We start from the raw sequence: 21,314 nt of genomic DNA, 5'->3' as shown, positions 1-21,314 counted from the left end.
GCTGCTGTCACGAATGAAAACACTTGGTGTTGCGACCACCGCTTGAGCCCGCCACCCGGCCTTCCCTGCGCGACGGTTTTCACGCTTATACGCAGTCTCCCTGGTGCGCCGGGCTTTTTGGCCACCATCATCCGCGCGGCGCGCCAGCACCGTCGCGAACTTGACACCAGCATCGGGGTGCCAGGACGCTGCGACTTCACGTCCGCGCCATGCCGTTCGTCGGCGTGCATGACGCACGCTGCGGCACAAACACGGCCATCGCTCCCCGCCCCGCGTGTCGTGACGATCGCGCGCAACGCCCCTTCATGGAGCGGGATGCGCGGAATAAAGCATGATTTCCGAAAAAAAGAAAGTGGAATTTTTAGGCGGGTGTTGAAATGTCGTGGGACGTTTGGATCGCGTCGCTACGCTTGCGATGATAGTGAGCGTCGTACTCGCGGCCAGTAGGCACGTCGCGACGAGCGATGCGCGGCGCGTCTTTGCCCACCCTACGAATTCACACTCCCTCAATGGAAATCCCGCGAGCGCGGCAGGATGCGGACGTTGCGGGGGTGGCTGACGCGCTGGGAGGGAGTGTCGGGATGATCGCGGCGGTCGTCGTTGAGCGGCTCGACGGGCATCGGGCCGTGCGGCACGGCACCGAGACGATCGTCTGACAGCAAGGTGAGATCGGCGCTGCGGTCGACCAGGCGCTCGGCGACGAGATGGACCACTTTCTCCGGGCTGCTCTGGATGCGGCCTTCGACCAGCACCAAGCGCGCGCCCATCACCTCCTTGCGGAAGGTCTCCATCACCTTCGGCCACACCACGATGTTGGCGATGCCGGTCTCGTCCTCCAGGGTCATGAACACGACGCCCTTGGCGCTGCCCGGCCGCTGCCGCACCAGCACCACGCCGGCGCACCGGACGCGACGGCGGTCGTTGGCATCATTGACGTCGCGGCAGGCCAGCACGCCTTCGGCAGCGAAACGCTCGCGCAGGAACTCCATCGGGTGCCCCTTCAACGACAGGCGGATGGTCTGATAGTCCGCGACGACGTGCTCCGGTAGAGGCATCTCGGGCAGCGGCCTGGCGCCCTCGTCCGGCTGCTCGCGGGCGATGGCAGCCTCGAACAGCGGCAGCGGCACGTCGTCGGGCAGCCGGCGCACGGCCCAGAGCGCGGCGCGACGGTCGAGCCCGAGCGAGCGGAACGCATCGGCATCGGCCAGCAGCAGCAGCGCGCGCTTGGGCAGAGCGGTGTCGCGAGCGAAGTCTTCCAGCGAGGTGAAGGGGCCGCGGCCGCGCGCCCGGATGATGCGGTCGGCCCAGTCGTCCTCGCGGTCGGAGATGTCGGCTTGACTCTCGTTATCGTTGCGGGGCGATGCGTTTGCATGCTCTCCAAATGCACCAAGCGTTTGCGAGTTAGAAACAACTCCACCCACGCCGTCATTCCGGGGCGCCCGGAGGGCGAGCCCGGAATCCATAACCACGAGCGGGAGTATGGATTCCGGGCTCGCGCTATGCGCGCCCCGGAATGACACCGAGGAGGTAGCTGGCAATGAACGTGTGGAAGCCGCCCTCGCCTCTCTCCGCGCCGCCTCCGACAACTTCCTGATCCGTTCCTCGTCGCGGTCGATCCAGCGGAAGCCGTCGATCTGGCGGAAGCCGAGGCGAACGGCGCAGTATTTGCCACCCATTTCCTCCAGCGTGTTGTCGGCGAAGCTGTAGGACACGTCGATGTTGCGGATCTCGACGCCGTTCTTGCGGGCGTCACCGACGATCTGGGCCGGCGCGTAAAAACCCATCGGCTGCGAGTTCAAGAGCGCGCAGCAGAACGCGTCGGGGTGGAAGCATTTCAGCCAGGACGAGACATAGACGAGCTGGGCGAAGCTCGCGGCATGGCTTTCCGGAAAGCCGTAGGAACCAAAGCCCTTGATCTGGTCGAAGCAGCTCTTGGCGAAGGCGGGATCGTAGCCGCGCGCGATCATGCTGCTGACCATCTTCTCTTCATAAGAGCCGATGGTGCCGACGTTGCGGAAGGTCGCCATCGCGCGGCGCAGGCCGTTGGCCTCCTCGGGCGAGAATTTGGCGGCTTCGATCGCGATCCGCATCGCCTGCTCCTGGAACAAGGGCACGCCGAGCGTCTTGTGCAGCACCTTGTAGAGCTCGTCCGCCGGGCCGTGATCCGGCGACGGCGACGGATAGCTCACCTTCTCCAGTTTGTTGCGGCGGCGCAGATAGGGATGCACCATGTCGCCCTGGATCGGCCCGGGCCGGACGATCGCGACCTCGATGACGAGATCATAGAAGGTGCGTGGCTTCAGCCGCGGCAGCATGTTCATCTGCGCGCGGCTCTCGACCTGGAACACGCCGAGCGACTCGCCTCGCTGCAGCATCCGGTAGACTTCGTTATCGTCCTCCGAGCGGATATCGGAGAGCACGTATCGCTTGCCCTTGTGATCGGCGATCAGGTCGAAGCATTTGCGGATGCAGGTCAGCATGCCCAGCGCGAGCACGTCGACCTTCATCATCGACAACGCATCGACGTCGTCCTTGTCCCATTCGATGAAGGTGCGGTCGTCCATCGCGGCATTGCCGATCGGGACGTAACTATCAAGTCTATCCTGCGTCAGCACGTAGCCGCCGACATGCTGCGACAGATGACGCGGGAAGGTGATCAGCTCCGATGCCAGCTCCACGGCGCGGCGGATCATCGGATTGGCGGGATCGAGCCCGGCCTGGCGCACCTGCATGTCGGAGAGGCCGTCGCCCCAGCTGCCCCACACGGTGTCGGCGAGCACCGAGGTGACGTCCTCGGTCAGGCCCAGCGCCTTGCCGACGTCGCGAATGGCGCTGCGCGGACGATAATGGATGACAGTGGCGATGATCGCCGCGCGGTGCCGGCCGTAGCGGCGATAGACATATTGCATCACCTCCTCGCGTCGCGAATGCTCGAAATCGACGTCGATATCGGGCGGCTCCAGCCGCTCCTTGGAGATGAAGCGCTCGAACAGCAGGTCGATCTTGGTCGGATCGACCGAGGTGATGCCGAGCACGTAGCACACGGCCGAATTGGCCGCCGAGCCACGGCCCTGGCACAGGATGCCTTGGCTGCGGGCGTAACGCACGATGTCGTGGACGGTGAGGAAGTAATGCGCGTAGTTGAGCTCGGCGATCAGCGCCAGCTCCTTGTCGAGGACAGCGCGCAGTTTGTCATCGAGGTGGTCGCCGAAATAGGTCTTGGCGCCGGCCCAGGTCAAATCCTGCAGATGCCCCTGCGCGGTCTTGCCCGGCGGCACCGGCTCGTCGGGATATTGATATTTGAGCTGGTCGAGCGAGAACACGATGCGGTCGGTGAAACGGAGGGTCTCTGTCACGGCGTCGGGGTGGTCACGGAACAGCCGCGCCATCTCGTGTCCCGGCTTGAGATGGCGCTCGGCATTGGCCTGGAGCCTTCGGCCGATGGCCTCGATCGAGGCTTTCTCGCGGATGCAGGTCAGCACATCCTGCAGCATGCGCTGTCGAGGATGATGATAGAGCACGTCATTGGTGGCGATCAGCGGCACCTTGCTTGAAGCTGCGAGGCGCGACAGCCGCGCCAGCCGGCGCCGGTCGTCGCCGCGATACAGCAGGCTGCCGGCCAGCCACGCGCCTTCGGCGGGGCTGTCTTTCAGCCGCGTGAGAATGATGGTGAGCGCGGCTTCGTCGAAGCGATGCGGCGGCATCAGCACCAGCAACTGTCCCTCGATGAACTCAAACAGGTCCTCGAAGCTCAGGCGGCAATCGCCCTTGGCGACCTTGTCCGCGTCACTGCCGCGCTTGCCGCGGGTGAGCAGCTGGCACAGCAGGCCATAGGCCGCGCGGTCGCGCGGATAGACCAGGATGTCGGGCGTGCCGCAGGAGAACACCAGCCGCGCGCCGTACAGCAGCTTCGGCTTGTAGCTGAGCCGGTCGTTATTCAGCTCGCTATAGGCGCGCACGATGCCGGCCAGCGTGTTGTGGTCGGCGATGCCGATGGCGGTGAGGCCATATTCGGCGGCCTCGTGCACATAGTCCTGCGGATGCGAACCACCATGCAGGAAGGAGAAATTGGTGGTGACGCCGATCTCGGCATAGGGGATGGGAGTCATGGCACGATCGCGGAGGCTGCGTTGACGATGCCGCGTTGCCCGCTCCCTGCAGGTGATGAGCAACAAGTCGCCTTGCACAAGTGCCCACCCTCCCCTGGAGGGGGAGGGTCGACGCGCGCAGAGCGCGCGGCGGGGTGGGGTGAGCCCAGCAACCGGTCGTCATTGGGCCCGCTCTTCTCAGCCGTGCGTGAGTTGGCTTCGACGAGCACCGCAGGTGCGGATGGTCCGTCACCCCACCCCGGCTCGCATGCGCGCATGCGAGCCGACCCTCCCCCTCCAGGGGAGGGTGAGCAGCGAGATCGCCGCGAGAGATGTGCGATCCCGGCCCTCATGCGAACAGGCCATGCATGTACCAGGCGGGCTGCACCGGCGGGCCCTCAGGCTGCTCGAACTCACGGTCATACAACCCGTCGCGATAGAGCCAGAAGCGCAGGCCGTGCTCGTCCTCGACGCGGAAATAATCGCGCGTGAGGCCCTGCCCGTCCGGCCGCCACCATTCCATCGCGATGCGCTCCGGGCCCTCGGCGCGGACCACGGCATGCGCGGCACGGCGCCAGACGAAGCGCGCGGGCGGGCCGTCCGGCACGCCGGCAATGACTTGGATCGCCTCGGGGTGCGCGAACAGCCGCAGAGGTCGCAGCGGCGGCTCGCCCTCGGCGCGCTCCGGCCAGGCGGCAGCAGTGGCGGCGGCGAGATTTTGCTGCGCCGGCAGCGGCAGCGCCACGCGCTCCGGAACATGGGTATCGACCGGCAGATGCACGACCACGCGCTTGCCGCCGATGCGCGCGGCGATGCGGTCGATCAGTGCCGACAGCTCGTCATTGTCGTGGACATGGGCATCGAGATCGCGCTGCTGCTGCACCACGATCTCGCTGCGGCCAGCAGCGAGCCGGATCATGTCGAAGCCGAAGCCGGGATCGAGCGGATCGTTCAGCGCCTCGAGCCGCTCGCGGAACAGCCGGTCGATGATTGCGGCCTCGGTGACCGGCTGGCCGGTGTCGACCGTGATCACGCGCACCATTCCATCGGTGCGGAAGAAGCAGGCCTCCAGCCGCCGCGCGCCCTTGCCCTGCTGCGCCATCGCCGCCACCAGCATCGCGGCCAGACGGGAGAGGCTCGCCGCAATCACCGTGTCGGTCGCGACCGGCTCGGCAAAACGCTTGTCGACGATGTAGTCCGGCGGGACCTTGCGCGGGCTGATCGGCGCATCGGCCTCGCCCAGCGCCTGCGCCAGCACGCGGGTGAAGGCGGCGCCGAACCGCGCGGTGATCTCGTTGCGGCCGCGCGCGGCGACGTCGCCGATGGTCTTGAGGCCGGCTCGGCGCAGGCCGAGCGTAATGGCCTCGCTGCCGCCGAGGGCGGCCACCGGCAGCGGCGCCACCGCGGCCGCCTCCTCGCCGTCGGGCACGATGCGGCCATGCACCTGGCGGTTCAGCGTACGCGCACAGACGGCGTTGGAGGCGATCGCCGCCGACACAATGAGGCCATGCGCGGTCAGCGCGTCGCACACCGACTGCATCAGCCTGGCTTCGCCGCCGAACAGATGCACGCAGCCGGTGATGTCGAGCGACAGGCCATGCGGCGGATCGAGCGCCACCAGCGGCGTGAAGCGGTCGCACCAGTCGGCGATGCTCTCCAGCATCTTTGCATCAGCCGCCAAATCGGCTTCGTGCGCGACGAGGTCGGGACAGACCGCGCGGGCATTCGCCAAGGGCTGGTCGAGCGACACACCGTGGCACGCCGCCGCTTCGTCCAGCGAATGGATCAAGAGCGCATTGGCGTCCTTGATGACGACGACCTGCGGCTTGCTCTCAGGCGGAGCGCCTGTGAGTGCCTGCTGTCTTTTGATGCGATCGATGGGCAGGCGCGGCAGCCACAGGCTGAGGATCCGCCGCCGGTTCGTTGAAACGGCATGCATCGGGGGTCCACTCCATGATCCATCGTCCGGTCTGGCCGTGACGGTTGCGAATGAGCTCGGCATCGAGGCGCGGCGCGCCCCACGCCATCCACGGGGCAACGAGCGGTGACGGCGCGGTGCGCACGATCCAGCGCGTCTCCGCGGTCGACGGCTCGGGCGCAGCCGCAATGCGCAACATGAGCGCGGTGACGCCGGATTCCTGCGCCGCCAGGGTCAGCTTGCGGCTGGCGACGAGATCGAGCTTTTGCGTCTCCCCCCACACCTCCAGCATCACGCTGCCGAGCGCATCGCAGGCGAGCGCGTCGGCGGCGGTGCGCAAGGCGTGGTCGAGATCGGGCGCGCGCACGATGACGATGCGGCGCGGATCGAGGCCGAGCTCGGCGAGCCCGCTCATCGACAGCGCGCCCATCTCGCGCTCGGCGAAATCCTGCCGGATCCAGATCAGGGGCCGGTGCGCGGCGACACGCGCGGCAAGCCCGCACAGGAAGCCGGTCGCGGCTGCCGCCTGGCGGCCGGTCTCGGCGAACACCTCGTGCAGCGCGCCGGTCGCGAGCCCGCCCTGCAAGGTCGCGTCGGCCTCGTCATGGCCGAGCGCGACCCGGCGCAAATCATGTGCGCCATCTCCCGCCTCGAGACGGGCAATGCGGCCGCGCAGACGCGCGAGCGTATCCATGCGTGCGCCGGTCATCCGTCGCCGCTCCTCTTCAATCCATCGTGCGGGCGCTGCCGTTGTTTCAGTGATCAGGCAGTGAACCCGCGACGACCCTCTTTGTTCATGATACGTTCTAATATAAAGCTAACGCCTTCGAGAGAGTCAATCGGGATTGCCCCGGGTGTGATTCAACGAATGGAATCAAAGGGATTCAAAGCCATGGAGCTGATGCGCAAACTGGAGATCCTGGCCGATGCCGCCAAGTACGATGCGTCCTGCGCCTCCAGCGGTACCGAGATGCGGGATTCCCGCGACGGCAAGGGGCTCGGCTCGACCTCGCCCGGCATGGGCATCTGCCATTCCTATGCGCCGGACGGACGCTGCATCTCGCTGCTCAAGATTCTGCTGACCAATGCCTGCAACTTCGACTGCCTGTATTGCGTCAACCGCGCCTCCTCCAACGTGGCCCGCGCGCGCTTCACGGTCGACGAGGTGGTGAAGCTGACCATCGACTTCTATCGCCGCAACTACATCGAGGGACTGTTCCTGTCGTCGGGCATCATCCGCAGCCCCGACTACACGATGGAGCAGGTCGTGAGCGTCGCGCGCAAATTGCGCGAGGAGCATCGCTTCCGCGGCTACATCCATCTGAAGACGATTCCGGAGGCTGACGAGGCGCTGATCGCCGAGGCCGGCCGCTATGCCGACCGGCTCAGCATCAACATCGAGACGCCGCTGGAGGCCAGCCTGACGACGCTCGCGCCGGAAAAGGACCAGCGCGCCATCCGCCGTACCATGGGCCGTCTCCGGCTCAAGCTCGACGAGACGGCGGAGGCGAAGAAGACGGTGCGCCGGGCCAAGCCGCCGCGCTTCGCGCCGGCCGGCCAGAGCACGCAGATGATCGTCGGCGCCGACGACGCCAACGACCGCGTCATCCTGTCGACCTCTGCCAATCTCTACGGCGCCTACAAGCTCAAGCGCGTCTATTACTCCGCCTTCAGCCCGATCCCCGATGCCAGCCGCGCGCTGCCGCTGCAGGCACCGCCTCTGGTGCGCGAGCACCGGCTGTACCAGGCCGACTGGCTGATGCGGTTCTACGGCTTCGATGCCGACGAGATCGTCGAGGAGAACGAAGGCATGCTGCCGCTCGACATCGACCCCAAGCTCGCCTGGGCCTTGCGCCATCGCGACCGCTTCCCGCTCGACATCAACAAAGCGAGCCGCGAGGAGCTGTTGCGCGTGCCCGGCTTCGGCACCCGCACCGTGCAGCGCATCCTCGCCACCCGCCGCACCACCACGATCCGCTTTGCGGATCTCGCCCGGCTCAACGTTGTCAGGAACAAGGTCCTGCCGTTCATCGTTCTCTCCGACCACCGGCCACAGCCGTCTCTGCTCGACGGTGCCGGGCTGGCGGCCCGGCTGCGGCCCAAACCGCAGCAGCTGGGATTTGGGTTCTAATTGAACGTCGTGGCGAAGACCGAAGCCAGGAAACAGCCGTCATTCCGGGGCGATGCGAAGCATCGAACCCGGAATCTCGAGATTCCGCGTTCGCCTCTGCGAAGCGCCCCGGAATGACGCGGCGGCTTCGCTCGCAATGACGAGAGAGGTGAAATGCACGTCGTAACCCTCGACAGCGACACTGATTTCGACGGCTGGCGTCAGGCGGCGCGGGCGTTGGCGATGAACGACGTCAAGCCGGCCGATGTCAGCTGGCGCGTCAAGGGCGCAGCGCCCGACCTGTTCGACGATCAGGCCGACACGCAGCTTCCCGAGGTGCCGAAGGGCGCGTTCTCAGTGCCGGCGAGCTTCATGGAGCTCGCCGAGAGCGCGATTCTGCACAATGATCCCAACCGCTTCGCCCTGCTCTACCGGCTGCTGTGGCGTCTGCGGACCAACCACGATCTCATGGAGATCGCGACCGATCCTGATGTCGCCCAGGCCAACGCGCTGGCGCGGGCGGTGCGCCGCGACGTCCACAAGATGCATGCCTTCGTCCGCTTCCGCGAGGTCGGCCGCGAGCGCGAGGCGCGCTACGTCGCCTGGTTCGAGCCGGAGCACCACATCGTCGAGCGCGCCGCGCCGTTCTTCGCCCGCCGCTTCGCCGACATGCCGTGGTCGATCCTGACGCCCGAACTCTGTGCGCATTGGGACGGCAGCCGCGTCAGCTTCACGCCCGGTGTGAGCAAGGCTGAAGCGCCGTCGGAGGACCGGCTCGAAGAGGTCTGGCTGCGTTATTATGCCAGCATTTTCAATCCGGCACGGCTGAAAGTGAAGGCGATGGAAAAGGAGATGCCGAAGAAATATTGGCAGAACCTGCCCGAGGCCAAGCTGATCCAGCCGCTGATCGCGGCCGCCAGCCGGCGCACGTCATCGATGATCGCCGAAGCCGGCACTGAACCCCACAAGCCGCAGAAACGCGTCGAGGAGACTGCGATGAGCCGCAAGCCGAAAGCCCACCACGCGCCCGCTGCTGAGACCTCGCGTGATGTCGAGGCCGCCGATCTTGAGACCTTGCGCGAAGAAGCCGCTTCCTGCCGCGCCTGCCCGCTGTGGAAGGACGCCACGCAAACCGTGTTCGGCGAAGGCCCCGCGCATGCGCCGCTGATGCTGGTCGGCGAGCAGCCCGGCGACAAGGAGGATCTCGCCGGCCATCCCTTCGTCGGCCCGGCCGGCCAGATGCTGGACCGCGCGCTTGAAGAGGCCGGCATCGACCGGTCCAAGGTCTACGTCACCAATGCGGTGAAGCACTTCAAGTTCGTGCCGCGCGGCAAGATCCGGCTGCACCAGAAGCCGAACACGCCGGAGATCAAGGCCTGCCGGCAATGGTACGAGCGCGAGCTCGCCGCCGTGCGTCCGGCGCTGGTGGTGGCGATGGGCGCGACCGCCGCGCAAGCGGTGTTCGGCAAGATCACGCAGGTCACCAAGAACCGCGGTCATGTCGCCGACCTGCCCGACGGCCCCAAGGCGATGGTGACGGTGCACCCGTCCTACCTGCTGCGGCTGCCGGATGCCGACGCCAAGGCGCGGGAGTATGAGCGCTTCGTCGAGGACCTGAAGATTGCCGCGGCCGCGATCAAGCGCGCACATGCGGCGTGACGGGCCGGCATGGCCTCGACCGGGCCGCCCCCACGCGACAACGGGGCCTCAGGATTTGCGCGACGTGTAGACGTGCTCACGCAGCAAGGCCTGGATCAGCGCTGCTCGGTCGGGAAAGCCGAGCGACACCGCCACGTCCGTCTCGTCCCGGTCGGGTGCGCCGGCCTGCATCGCGGGCAGGTATCTCGCCATCAGCTCGCCCTCGCTGAGGCCATAGTCCGCCGGACTGCCACCGCCGTCGAGTTCCGTCTGCTTCAGCACGTCGCATTTGTCGCGCGCGCGCGCCAGCAGATCCTCGAAATGGCCGTCGATCCGCGCCCAGTCGGCCAGCGCATTCAGGGCCGAGCCGTTGAGCCCCTTCCTGAAAGATCGGATGCGCGCCTCGTCCAGCATCAGCTCCAGAAATTCCGACCGGGTCAGGCCGTTGCGCGCGATCCACGCCTCGAGCTCGGCCGGGTCCATCAAATCCCTGCTCTGGCGAAACCGGATGATCTCCGCGCTCAGCGCCTGCGCGTCGACCCTGACGCCGCGGCGCTTCGCCTCCGATGCCGCGAGAAATCTCGCGATCGCCTTGTCGGACAGGTCGCTGCCGCGCACGGCCAGCAGGCGCAGCTCGTCCAGCAGGTGCGGCGTTCCGTCCGGCATCACCGTCTCGCGCGCTGCGGCCGCCGAACGCCGCGCGTCCTGCATCAGGCCGTCCCATAGCTGCGTGTGCTCGAAGGCGTAATCGACCGCCTTGGGCACCGTGTCTCCGGCAAACCGGCGCCGCATCGTCTGCAGCATCTCCAGCGCATCCTCGCGCTTCTGGTCGACGCGGTGATCCGGCAGCCAGGCCTCCAGCGCGTCGATCTCCTGCGCCGTCGGGCGACCGTCGGACCGCGCGCCCTGCAGCAGCGCCGGGTAGCTGCGCTCGGGATAGAAGCTCGCCTTGCCGAGCGCCTCCAGGACCAGGCGGGACGCCTCCGAGATCACGCCCTGGTCGACCGCCTTCTGCAAGGTGAAGCGGATGTTGACCAGCGGCTCGGACAGCGCGGGAAAGCCGAGCTCAGCCGGCCCGTGAATCAGGGCGACCTCGTCGTCGGCCTCGAACACGCCGTCGCGATAAGCCGCGAACACCTTGCCGACGCCTTCCATGCCGAACGCGTGCAGCTCGGCCGCGCGCAGCGCGCCCATGCTGGCGCTGCCGAACACGTGGATGCCGTTGGCCATCGCCCACAGGATCTCCTTGTGCCACACCGAGGGCACCTGCTCGAAATAGCCGTCGATGATTCCGATCGCCGCAGGCTTCGCCAGCGCGGCACGATAGACGTCGCCCTGCTGCACCGGCGGGAGATACTCGGCCTCCAATTCGAGCGCCGCGTCGCGCGGATGCAGCGTCGGCCCGGTGAATACGATGCACGTCATAGCGGATGCCCCGATGGCTGATGCCGCGAGATCTGATCGCCGGCGAAGGCCCGCGCTCTGCGCCCCGGGCTGTAGTCAGGATTCTTGTCGAAGGTTTCGAGCCCCGGAATGATGATCCTCACCACGGGGATCTCGAACCTGCTCTTGGTGAGATCGACCGCAATCACCTGCCGGACACCGGCGGATTGCAGCCGTTCGAGAACCACGGCGAGATCATCGTTGAACGTCTCCGCTGCCAGCGACGGAGTTTCGCGCAGGCTTCGCGTCGGCGGGCTGTTCCGCAGCAGCGCCCGCTGCTCGCCGAGAAACTGTGCGGCCAACGCCTTCTCGTCATATTCCTCGCGGAACACGTCGTCGCGCGCGCCCGCGATCAGCGTCAGCCGGCTCTGCGCGGCTTCCGTCAGCGCCCGCAGGAAGGCGATCTCTGGCGACAGATGCGCGCCCATGCCCAACGCCGCGTAGAGATCCCGCCCCAGCTCCTCGTCACGATCGAAGATCAGGCACTGGCAGGCGGCGAGCCCGACATCGGAGCTGATGTCCCACGCCACGACCTCGAGGCCCGCGCGCTCGCACATCTCCAGCAGCCGCCGGTTGCCTTCGTCCTGAACCGTCTCGAGCGCGACGCGCCGGCTCTGCTGCTCGTCCGGACTGCGGAGGTGCCAGAGCGTGGTCGCATCGCGCTCCACGACCTCGCAGATGCCGTGCAGGACCGCCTCGATCAGCTGGTTGCCGGACGCCAGCCCGTTCGACGACGAGATGAAGCTGCCGGCCGGCATCTCCGGCCGCGAGGTCGACAGGTTCACCATCTCGAACGGCACCCAGACGTCGGCATCGGCCATGAGATCGCGCCCTTCGATCCACAGCATCTGCAGATCGGGATGGAAACGCCCGCCGGCGATCAGCGGCAAGTCCGCCACGTCGACCACCTCATGGTCGCGGATCAGCTCGGCATAGGTCGCAAGCTTCAGCGGCAATGTGATCGTCTCGGCGTGAAACAGCTCGATCGATTCCATCACGCCCGACGCCTTCGCAGCATCCAGGGTCAGCCCCTTGCCCTGCGACACCGAGACCGAGCGCGAGTTCGGCCGGCAGACCATGGTGACGGGAATGCCGACGCGGTCGAGACCCGTGACGTCAGCAATGCGCGTGATTCCCATTTCTCCCAGGAACGGACGCACCCGCTCGACCGTCTGCGACGGCGGCACCGACCGCTGAGTTCCCCATCGAAAGCTCTTCGGGACCGGACGCGCCAGACGATCCCGATGCAGTGCCGTTCCATTCGCCATCCGCAGCCTCCACACTCAACCGCCGCTGACGTCGTCGCATCAGCCCGCACGGCGGACATCGGCAAAGGCGCCGACCACGACGTTCTGCATCTCCTCGATCGTCTTCTGCACGTCGGCGTCGACCACCGACGAAAAATCCGCGATGCTGTCGAGCAGCGGCTGCTTGCAGAAGCCGCGCAGGCAGAGCTGGATGCGCTTCATCGCGACGCCCTGCTCAAACGCGCCGGACTGCATCGCCAGGCTCCAGAAGTGCAGCAGGCCGTACCAGACGAAACAGGCCTGTAAAAAAGACGGAAACGGCAGCCGGCTGCCGCTCCAGGGCGAGGTGATGCCCGGCAGCGAGCCCTTCGCCGTTGAATCGAGGAACCAAGGCTGTTCCTGCTCCTGCATGTAGAGCAGCGCGTGGATGCCCTCATGGACGAGCGCATCGGCGATGTGGGATTCGTCGATCTCGGGAAGATGCGGGTTGGCGAGGAAGGTGCGGCCGATGTAGTAGCCGTTCGATCCTGACGAGAAGCTGCCCGGGCTCTCCGGATCCTTCTGCAGGATGAGCGCGATGTTGAAGCGCGCGACGAAGCGGGGAAGCCCCGCTTCGGTCCGTTCGAGCGCCGCCCGCGACCGGCGCAGCAGATCATGCAGCCGGTCGATCTCGCCCTCGGAGAACGGCGGGCGCTGCGGCGGGACCGGCCGGTCCTGGCCGGACAGATCCACCTTGACCGCATGCGGGCTGCCGTAATCGGTCACGGGCATGTCCTCGACCTGTGGCCAGATGCAGGCGCCGTCACGCCGATAGCCGCGATCGCCGAGCGCGGTCCACACCTCCCGATCGGCGGTGATCTCGAGTCCCTGGCGCAAGGCCTCAGCCACGAATGAATCGCGCAGAAATCGTCCCCTGTCCTCGGCGTACCGGCCCGGCGCCGACAGCAGACGGAACGAGGTCTCGGGGGCATCGAGAACCCGCATGAAGCCGTCGTCCGCCACGCGATCCATCAGGCTGCGCAGCTCGTCCCCGCCCGCAGGGTCGTCGCGGCAGATCTCGCCGAGGGCTTCGCCCAGCTTCTGCGCGAGCCGGTCGCCATAGGTCGCAAGCACGCCGTCACACACCGCCTCGTGGTCATTCCAGCGCAGAACGTCAGGCATCAGGGTGATCGTCATCGTGCGCACTCCTTCCACGTTCCACTCTCGACCACGCTGCCTTGCAGCAGGCCCGCGCGACAGCGCGCATAAGTCGGCGATCGAGGTCCGACCTCAGCCGATGGCCGAAGATTCCTGCCGCAGCCCCACCGCCCGCCGCAGGGCGGTGTCGAGGAGATGGGCCCGGCGCAGCTTCGTTTCCTCCACCGACGTTCCCAGCCGCTCGCGGACGTGATCGAACAGTTTCAGGAGATCGGCGCACCACACCGTCGGATTGTTGAAGCCCGTCCGCGATGCATAGCGATGCGGAAGATAGCCGCCGGCACACGTGTCGCGCTCGCGGCACGCGCGGCAGCCGTCGGGCAGCGGCATGCCCTCGAACACCGCCGCACGATGGAATTCGCCGGCGTGCCGGACGTCCATGAAGTCGGACGTCCGCACATTCAGGCCAGTGCGCGCGGCGCCGTCGTAGCAGACCCGCAGCACGTCCAGCCCTTCGATCTCGCCATCGGTGTTGACGAACAGGAAGGTCAGCGGCTGGTTGCCGAGCATGTCGATGCGGCTCTCCCCGCCCTGGACCAGCCACGCGATGTTCCAGAAGATCTTGATCCGGAGGTCCAGCGTGCCGTCCCGCCACCAATCCTCGAAGATCGGGATCAGGAAATCGGCACAGGGTGTCGGTCCATACCGGTCGCGAACCGCCGCGATGGTGTCGTGGGTGAAATCCGGCAGCAGATAGTCGATGGAGGCCGGGCCCAGGCTCGTCAGATGGCGATGCACCGCGGCACCGCTCGCCCCGAGCTGGATCACCGACAGGAAGCGCAGCGGAATCCCGGCGCGGCGCAGCACGGCAAGGCCCTGCTCGACATCGCGATAGGAGCCACGCCCGGCATGATCGACACGCAGGGCATCATGCACCTCGGGGGTTCCGTCGATGCTGATCCCGAGATCGATGTCGAACCTCTTGATGATCTCGGCCCAGCCGTCGTCGAGCAGCGTGCCGTTGGTCTGCATGCAGAGCTGCACCCGCGCGACTCCCGCCAGCCCCTCCTTGATCTTCCGGCACCATGAGCTGAACCGCTCCTGCTTGACCAGGCACGGCTCGCCGCCATGAAAGGTGATCGTCAGATAGCTCTGACCTGTTGCCTGGCAATGGCGGCGGATGCGGTCGATCGCGATCTCGACGACCTCATCATCCATGATCGCGGGCCGCTCTCTCCACGTGCTGTCGCCCTTGTTGTAGACGTAGCAATAGGAGCAGTTCAGATTGCAGCGCGACGCGACCTTGAACACGAAGTGAAGATGGGGACCGTCGTTCATTGGTACGCAATCTCGGCGGTGCGATCGACGAAGATGCGGCCGTCCTCGGTCAGGAACGGCCGGGCACCGTCCAGTACGACCTGCGCCTCCTTGAGCTTGGTCAGCATATTGGCAAGCTCGGCCTGATACTCGGCCGATCCGCCGAACCCTTGCTTCTCGGCCTCACGATAGAAGGCGCAGATATAGGCGATGGCGTGAAAGGCCAGCAGGATCCCGCGCAAGGGCCGCGGCTCCGGCCGCAACGGCGATGCGTAGCGCCCCTGGTGCTGCGGATCCACCAGGGGTCCCGACGCCTCCGCCATGAACAGATGCAGATGCGCGGATTCGTGGACGATGGCCTCCATCACCTGCATCAGGCCGCCGAACAGGTCGGCGTAAACCATCCCGGGCACATCGGCTTGCGACCCGCTGCGGAAATAGGATCGCTCGCTGCTGCGCAGGGGGATCAGGACCCGCGTCACATCGGACACCCAATTCACGCACTCGGGAAACTTCTTCGCGGCGGTCACGAGGATCTCGAGCGCGTTCGTCACCTCGCGCGTCATCCGGGCCTGCTCGTCGGCCGAGAGATCGGTGTGCTCGGCCCAGGTGTCGGGAATCGGAAATCCGAGGGAGTGGCACCCCACGTCGACCGATATGTCGTAGGGCCATTCCTTCATCGGGAGCAGCCCAGCGAGCTCGTTCAGGTCATAGCTGCCGGCCTCGATCCGGTAGCCTCCGACCGGCGACCACAAGGTCAACGGCTCCGGCGTCGTCAGCGACGTGGATGCGGTCGGCGCATTCGCCGCCGTCCAGATCGCCACCTGCAGATCACGCTGCGGGCTCTTGTCATGCCCTTCATAGGTGATGGAGTTCATGCAGGGATGACGAAGCCAGTCCGCTTCACGCGCGTTGGCTTCGATGAGCGACGCCTTGAGCGGCTCGCAGTCGAGGCCGAGGCGATCCTCCGGCTGCCATCTCAGGATCCTGTCGTTGAATTTTTCATGCCAGGCAGATTTCGACGGTCGCCAGGTCCACGCGTCACTCATGATCGAGCATGCCTCCGGAAATACGCCAACGAAGCCGGCCGCAAGCTGTCCCGCCGTCAGACAGGACCGCAACCGATGCCGGAATCAAGAGCAGCTATCAGGAAAGGTCACGCTGATGACGGCGACCATTGCCCGTCATCCGCACCAGCGAGTCGCGGGCGGGCCCACGACACGTCACGTCGGAAAGATCCGACATCGCAGGCCCGCTTCGCTCCGTCTTAGCCGAACGATCGATCCATTCACCTGACCGATTTCGGCGCGCCCCCCGCCTGCGGCACGCTAAATTGACCCTTGAGGTCCTTCACCGCCCGTACCTGCGTGAGACGCTCCGCAAGAGCCCCCAACACCGCGGGATCGTTGGCGATTTCACGTTCCATCTCGTCCGGACGCTCCATCGCCGCAAGGCGGCTGAAGACGATGCCGCGCGAGAATGGATTGGTCTTGCTGAAGATCGCTCCACGCGAGAATGGAACGCCTTCTGCCATGATGTCGATCTTCAGAGACGCGCGTGCGATCTCTGAGTCGACTACGGATTTCAGCGCCAGATCGACCTTCTTGCGCATTTCCGCCGGATCGCGATCAGCCATTCCTATACTCCCAGTCGGTTGAGAACCGCCATCGTTCAGAAAGGAAATAGCAACGTCCCGGTACAAGCTCTGTGATCTCGCGCCCTGAACTCACAGAACCTGAAGCAATGTAGCTGTGCTAAGCACTTCGCTCAGGCTGTCCCAATTCGCCAGTCGTCGAAGCCAGAAAAAAACTAACATGAAGCTAGTTCTTTAACAATAGAGTAGTTTGTCAGATACACCTGTTGATTGCTCGAATGAGCGACGCACTGCGGTCGTCTCAGGCCGGCAGTGACCACGCGTGATGACGTCTTGCGCTCTCGGATGTCACCCGCCAGGCATATTGTCGCACCTCATTCCGCGGCAGCGCACATTCTCGCGTAGCTCATGAAGCTCGACGTGCATATGGAAAGCAAAAGGCCCGCGCTCATCGCACGGGCCCTGCCAGTCCACTTTCGTGCCTGATCGCGGCGGTGCCGCTGCACGCGGCCGCGAGCCTCACGCCGCCAGCGTATTCTCCACCACCTTGATGAAGAACGAGGTGCCGTAGACGATCGCCTCGTCATTGAAGTTGTAGGCGGGGTGATGCAGGCCGGCGCTGTCGCCATTGCCGACGAAGATGAAGGCGCCGGGGCGCGCCTCGAGCATGTAGGCGAAATCCTCGCCGCCCATCATCGGCGGCATCTCGTGCACATTGGCGTCGCCCGCGACCTCCTTGGCGGCGCGGATCGCGATCTCGGTCTGCTCGGCGTGATTGATGACGACAGGATAGCCGCGTGCATAGTTCAGGTCGATCTTGGCGCCGGTCATCTGGGCGACGCCGGTCACGACCTCGCGCACGCGCTTCTCCATCAGCTCACGTACCTTCGGCGTCAGCGTCCGCACGGTGCCGCGCAGCACCGCGCTCTGCGGAATCACATTGCGGGCATTGCCGGCGTGGAACTCGCAGATCGACAACACCGCGGCTTCCAGCGGGTCGACGCTGCGCGACACGATCTGCTGCAGCGCGGTGACAAGCTGGGCGCCGACCAGAAGGGAGTCGATGCAATTGTGCGGCTTGGCGGCATGACCGCCATGGCCCTCGATCGTGATGTCGACCGCATCGGTCGATGCCATCAGCGGGCCCTGGCGAATGGCAAACGCGCCGACCGGCAGGCCGGGCCCGTTGTGCATTCCGTAAACCTGGTCGATCTTGAAACGGTCGATCAGCCCGTCCTTGATCATCGCGTCCGCACCGCCGCCGCCCTCCTCGGCGGGCTGGAAGATCACCGCGACCTCGCCGGCGAAGTTGCGGGTCTCGGCGAGATAGCGCGCGGCGCCGAGCAGCATCGCGGTATGACCGTCGTGGCCGCAGGCATGCATCATGCCCGGGGTCTTCGAGGCATAGGGCAGCCCTGTCGCCTCCTCGATCGGCAGCGCGTCCATGTCGGCGCGCAACCCGAGCACCCTCACCTCGCCGTGGCCGGGCTTGCGGCCCTTGATGACGCCGACCACGCCGGTCTTGCCGAGGCCCGTCACGACCTCATCGCAGCCGAACTCGCGCAGCCGCTCGGTGACGAAGGCCGCCGTCCGGTGCACGTCGTAGAGCAGCTCCGGATGCGAATGGATATCCCGCCTCCAGGCCTGGATATCGGGCTGCAGATCGGCGACGCGGTTGACGATGGGCATGGGGAATCTCGTAACTCCGATGGGACTTTGCGCCTGTTTAGCATGCAAAAGCCGCACCGCCCAAGATAAGGGCTGCGCCCGTCTCATGGCTCGGTCAACCAGCCATGAACGTGGCGCTTGTCCGGCCCCGTCCGGGCTGACTAAAAGCTGGCAACGATGGGAAGGGAATGCCGATGCCGAGACAGCTCGAGGGGGATTACGACTATATCGTGGTGGGCGCCGGCACCGCCGGCTGCATCCTCGCCAACCGGCTGTCGGCCGATCCGAAGCGCCGCGTCCTGATTCTCGAGGCCGGCGGCAATGACAATTGGATCTGGTTCCATATTCCGGTCGGCTACCTCTTCGCGATCGGCAATCCGCGCTCGGACTGGATGTTTCGCACCGAGGCCGAGCCGGGGCTGAACGGCCGCTCGCTGGCCTACCCCCGCGGCAAGGTGATCGGCGGCTGCTCGGCGATCAACGCCATGATCTCGATGCGCGGCCAGGCCGCTGACTACGACCATTGGCGCCAGCTCGGTCTCGCCGGTTGGAGCTATGCCGACGTGCTCCCGGTGTTCAAACGGCTGGAGGATCATTTTCTCGGCGAGAGCGAGCATCACGGCACCGGCGGCGGCTGGCGCATCGAGGCGCCCCGGCTGTCCTGGGCGGTGCTGGACGCGGTCGGCGACGCCGCCGAGCAGATGGGCCTCCGCCGCATCCCCGACTTCAATACCGGCGACAATGAAGGCATCAGCTATTTCCACGTCAACCAGAAGCGCGGCCGGCGCTGGTCTTCCGCGCGGGGCTTCCTCAAGCCGGCGCTGAACCGGCCGAACCTGCGGCTCGAAACCAACGTCCTCGTCGACCGCCTGATCGTCGAGAACGGCCGCGCCGTCGGCGTGCGCTACCGGCAGAACGGCGAGACCATCGAGGCGCGCAGCAGGGGCGAGGTCATCCTCAGCGCCGGCTCGATCGGCTCGGTGCAGGTGTTGCAGCGCTCGGGCATCGGCCCGGCCGACTGGCTCGGCGCGCTCGGCATCGATGTCGCCCTCGACAAGCCGGGCGTGGGACGCAATCTGCAGGACCATCTGCAGCAGCGCGCGATCTACAAGGTCACGGGCGTGAAGACGCTGAACGAGACGTACTACTCGCTGGTGCGGCGCGGCCTGATGGGGCTCGACTACGCGTTCCGGCGCCGCGGGCCGCTGACCATGGCGCCGTCGCAGCTCGGCATCTTCACGCGCTCGGATGCGACGCGCGACCGCGCCAACATCCAGTTCCACGTGCAGCCGCTGTCGCTCGACAAGTTCGGCGATCCCCTGCATCACTTTCCCGCGATCACGGTCAGCGCCTGCAACCTGCGTCCGACCTCGCGCGGCACGGTCCGGATCAGGTCGGCGGGGATAGACGAGGCGCCATCGATCGCGCCGAACTACCTGGCGACCGAGGACGACCGCCAGGTGGCGGCCGACGCCATCCGCGTCACCCGCCGGCTGATGAAGCAGAATGCGCTCGCCGCCTACAGGCCGGAGGAATATCTGCCCGGCCCATCCGTCGGCGATGACGACGCGGCGCTGGCCAAGGCCGCCGGTGACATCGGCACGACGATCTTTCATCCGGTCGGCACGGCGAAGATGGGCTCCGCTGATGATCCGATGGCCGTGGTCGACGAGCGGCTGCGCTTTCGCGGCATCGACCGCCTGCGCGTCGCCGATGCCTCGATCATGCCGACGATCACGTCAGGCAACACCAACACGCCGACGGCGATGATCGCGGAGAAGGCGGCGTCGATGATCTTGGAGGATGGGCGCTAGGCGCTCACGTCCAAAAACCACCGCTGCCGTCATTGGGAGCGAAGCGGCGAAGCGAAGCAATCCAGAGCCTCGTCCCGACTCCGGATTGCTTCGTCGGCTTCGCTCGCAATGACATCATCAATGAACGGTGGCCTTTGACGTCAGAGAGGTTCAGCTTCAAATGATCCGCGCCACCAGCGGAACCCGGCGCAACAGTGCTGCGGCGAGCCAGCTCACCGACAGCGTGCCGATCAGCACGATCGCGAACTTCACTCCCGCCGGCCACGCCGGGTCGTAGACCAGATATTGCAGCCACAGCAGCGGCAGGAAGTGCAGCAGGTAGATGCCGTAGGCCGACGGCTGCAGGCGATCCATCAGCGTCAGCGGCGCCTTCGCCCAGCGCAGGAAGAAGGTCGGCACGCCGAACGCCATCGCGGCGCAGAAGCTCGCCACCGCCATGCCATAGGCCGCGCGCCACCACGGTGGCGGGGAATCGAAATCGGCGATCCAGTTGTGATGCGCGTAGGCCAGCAACAGGATCGCGCCATAGCAGCCGTAGGAAAGACCGAACCAGATCGACCAGCGCCGCACCAGCGCGCCGTCGGCTGCGAACGGCCCCGTCCGCAGCCCGGCTGCGCCGATCGCGACGCCGCCGACGAAGAAGGCCGGATAGAGCAGCACCCGGCTCGCCTGCAGCGGCAGCGGAAAATGTCCGGGCATGAACCAGAATCCGTCACCGAAGCCGAGATGCGGCGGCAGATAGACCAGGTTGGCGATCACGAGGAAGATCAGGAAGCCAGTGAGCGGATAGTGCAGCACCATTCCCGCCCAACGCCCGAGTGCGCCGACCGCCTGCGGTGCCAGGACCCAGACGAACGCAGCCAGCATATCAAACCCCAGCAGCACGCCGAGAAACCAGGCCGAGCCGGACGGCCACGGCCCCTCGCTGATCATCCGCCACCACACCGCGCTGAACTGATCCTCCGCCACGTAGTAGCGGTAGTAGGCGATCGGCATGATCACGAAGATCGACACGATATAGGGCACGCCGAGCCGCAGCGCACGGCGCCCGACATAGTCCGACGCGCCCCTGCCCGCCAGGCTTGCCGGCACGAACAGGCCGGAGATGAAGAACATGCACGACATGAAGTAGCTGTCGTTGAACAGCGCGACGAGATCGAAGCCGAGCCAGTGCATGCGGTCGCCGCCCTGGCCGAAATCGGTGTAGTTGATGGCGGAGTGATAGAGCACGACCGAGAGCGTGATGAAGGTCCTGGCGCGGTCGAGCGGCACGATCCGATCGCGCGACGTCTCGGTTCGTTGCAGGGTCGGGGTCACGCGCTCATGCATCGACGTCGCAT

Annotated in this window: 14 protein-coding genes and 1 pseudogene; 3 read left to right on the top strand and 12 right to left on the bottom strand. The window is 66.2% G+C overall.

Annotation, left to right across the window (positions count from 1 at the left end):
• From QW861_RS31950 to QW861_RS31935, 4 genes and pseudogenes are all read right to left on the bottom strand, one after another.
• Positions 1–230, bottom strand: a pseudogene (locus tag QW861_RS31950) (hypothetical protein); the annotation flags it as partial.
• A 276-nt stretch (positions 231–506) separates the two neighbouring features.
• Positions 507–4,109, bottom strand: a complete 3,603-nt coding sequence (locus tag QW861_RS31945) for an error-prone DNA polymerase (RefSeq protein ID WP_316193963.1) — start codon at positions 4,107–4,109, stop codon at positions 507–509.
• A gap of 328 nt (positions 4,110–4,437) precedes the next feature.
• Positions 4,438–6,027, bottom strand: a complete 1,590-nt coding sequence (locus QW861_RS31940; protein ID WP_316193962.1) for a DNA polymerase Y family protein — start codon at positions 6,025–6,027, stop codon at positions 4,438–4,440.
• Complete coding sequence (locus tag QW861_RS31935) at positions 5,921–6,715, bottom strand: DNA repair protein (protein ID WP_316193961.1); 795 nt, start codon at positions 6,713–6,715, stop codon at positions 5,921–5,923. The genes QW861_RS31940 and QW861_RS31935 overlap by 107 nt, the downstream gene beginning before the upstream one ends.
• 183 nt (positions 6,716–6,898) lie before the next feature.
• Here QW861_RS31935 and QW861_RS31930 point away from each other — a divergent pair, with 183 nt between their 5' ends.
• Positions 6,899–8,137 carry a putative DNA modification/repair radical SAM protein gene (locus QW861_RS31930; RefSeq protein WP_316193960.1) on the top strand — a complete coding sequence of 413 codons (1,239 nt, stop codon included), beginning with the start codon at positions 6,899–6,901 and terminating at the stop codon, positions 8,135–8,137.
• A 153-nt stretch (positions 8,138–8,290) separates the two neighbouring features.
• Complete coding sequence (locus QW861_RS31925; RefSeq protein ID WP_316193959.1) at positions 8,291–9,775, top strand: UdgX family uracil-DNA binding protein; 1,485 nt, start codon at positions 8,291–8,293, stop codon at positions 9,773–9,775.
• A gap of 48 nt (positions 9,776–9,823) precedes the next feature.
• On the opposite strand, the gene QW861_RS31920 is transcribed toward QW861_RS31925, so the two are convergent.
• The 7 genes from QW861_RS31920 to QW861_RS31890 form a co-directional block, all read right to left on the bottom strand.
• The gene (locus QW861_RS31920; RefSeq protein WP_316193958.1) at positions 9,824–11,179 is read right to left on the bottom strand and encodes a TfuA-like protein; all 1,356 of its coding nucleotides are present in this window, start codon (positions 11,177–11,179) and stop codon (positions 9,824–9,826) included.
• Positions 11,176–12,465: a YcaO-like family protein gene (locus tag QW861_RS31915; protein WP_316193957.1), complete on the bottom strand. Its 1,290-nt coding sequence runs from the start codon at positions 12,463–12,465 to the stop codon at positions 11,176–11,178. The genes QW861_RS31920 and QW861_RS31915 overlap by 4 nt, the downstream gene beginning before the upstream one ends.
• 39 nt (positions 12,466–12,504) lie before the next feature.
• Entirely contained in the window at positions 12,505–13,620 is a 1,116-nt protein-coding gene (locus tag QW861_RS31910; RefSeq protein WP_315749260.1) for an aKG-HExxH-type peptide beta-hydroxylase, read from the bottom strand.
• Positions 13,621–13,713: 93 nt separating this feature from the next.
• Positions 13,714–14,919: a radical SAM protein gene (locus QW861_RS31905; protein WP_315749258.1), complete on the bottom strand. Its 1,206-nt coding sequence runs from the start codon at positions 14,917–14,919 to the stop codon at positions 13,714–13,716.
• On the bottom strand, positions 14,916–15,947 hold the full coding sequence (locus QW861_RS31900; protein ID WP_315714877.1) for an aKG-HExxH-type peptide beta-hydroxylase: 1,032 nt from the start codon (positions 15,945–15,947) through the stop codon (positions 14,916–14,918). Before QW861_RS31900 ends, QW861_RS31905 begins: the two co-directional genes overlap by 4 nt.
• Before the next feature lie 239 nt (positions 15,948–16,186).
• Positions 16,187–16,534: a hypothetical protein gene (locus QW861_RS31895; protein WP_315714878.1), complete on the bottom strand. Its 348-nt coding sequence runs from the start codon at positions 16,532–16,534 to the stop codon at positions 16,187–16,189.
• 477 nt (positions 16,535–17,011) lie between these two features.
• The gene (locus QW861_RS31890) at positions 17,012–18,181 is read right to left on the bottom strand and encodes a M20 aminoacylase family protein (protein ID WP_315749257.1); all 1,170 of its coding nucleotides are present in this window, start codon (positions 18,179–18,181) and stop codon (positions 17,012–17,014) included.
• Positions 18,182–18,354: 173 nt separating this feature from the next.
• Between QW861_RS31890 and QW861_RS31885 the strand changes: the two genes are divergently transcribed.
• Positions 18,355–19,974 carry a GMC family oxidoreductase gene (locus tag QW861_RS31885; protein WP_315749256.1) on the top strand — a complete coding sequence of 540 codons (1,620 nt, stop codon included), beginning with the start codon at positions 18,355–18,357 and terminating at the stop codon, positions 19,972–19,974.
• A gap of 156 nt (positions 19,975–20,130) precedes the next feature.
• Here QW861_RS31885 and QW861_RS31880 read toward each other — a convergent pair whose 3' ends face one another.
• A complete protein-coding gene (locus QW861_RS31880) occupies positions 20,131–21,303 on the bottom strand; it encodes an acyltransferase (RefSeq protein WP_315749255.1) in 1,173 nt (390 codons plus the stop codon).
• Positions 21,304–21,314 lie beyond the last annotated feature (11 nt).

Origin of the sequence: Bradyrhizobium sp. SZCCHNRI1029, assembly GCF_032487555.1 — a bacterium.
In the GTDB taxonomy this organism is placed as follows: domain Bacteria; phylum Pseudomonadota; class Alphaproteobacteria; order Rhizobiales; family Xanthobacteraceae; genus Bradyrhizobium.
The sequence above is the reverse complement of the archived record's forward strand: the minus strand, read 5'-3'. Positions and strand labels throughout refer to the sequence as shown.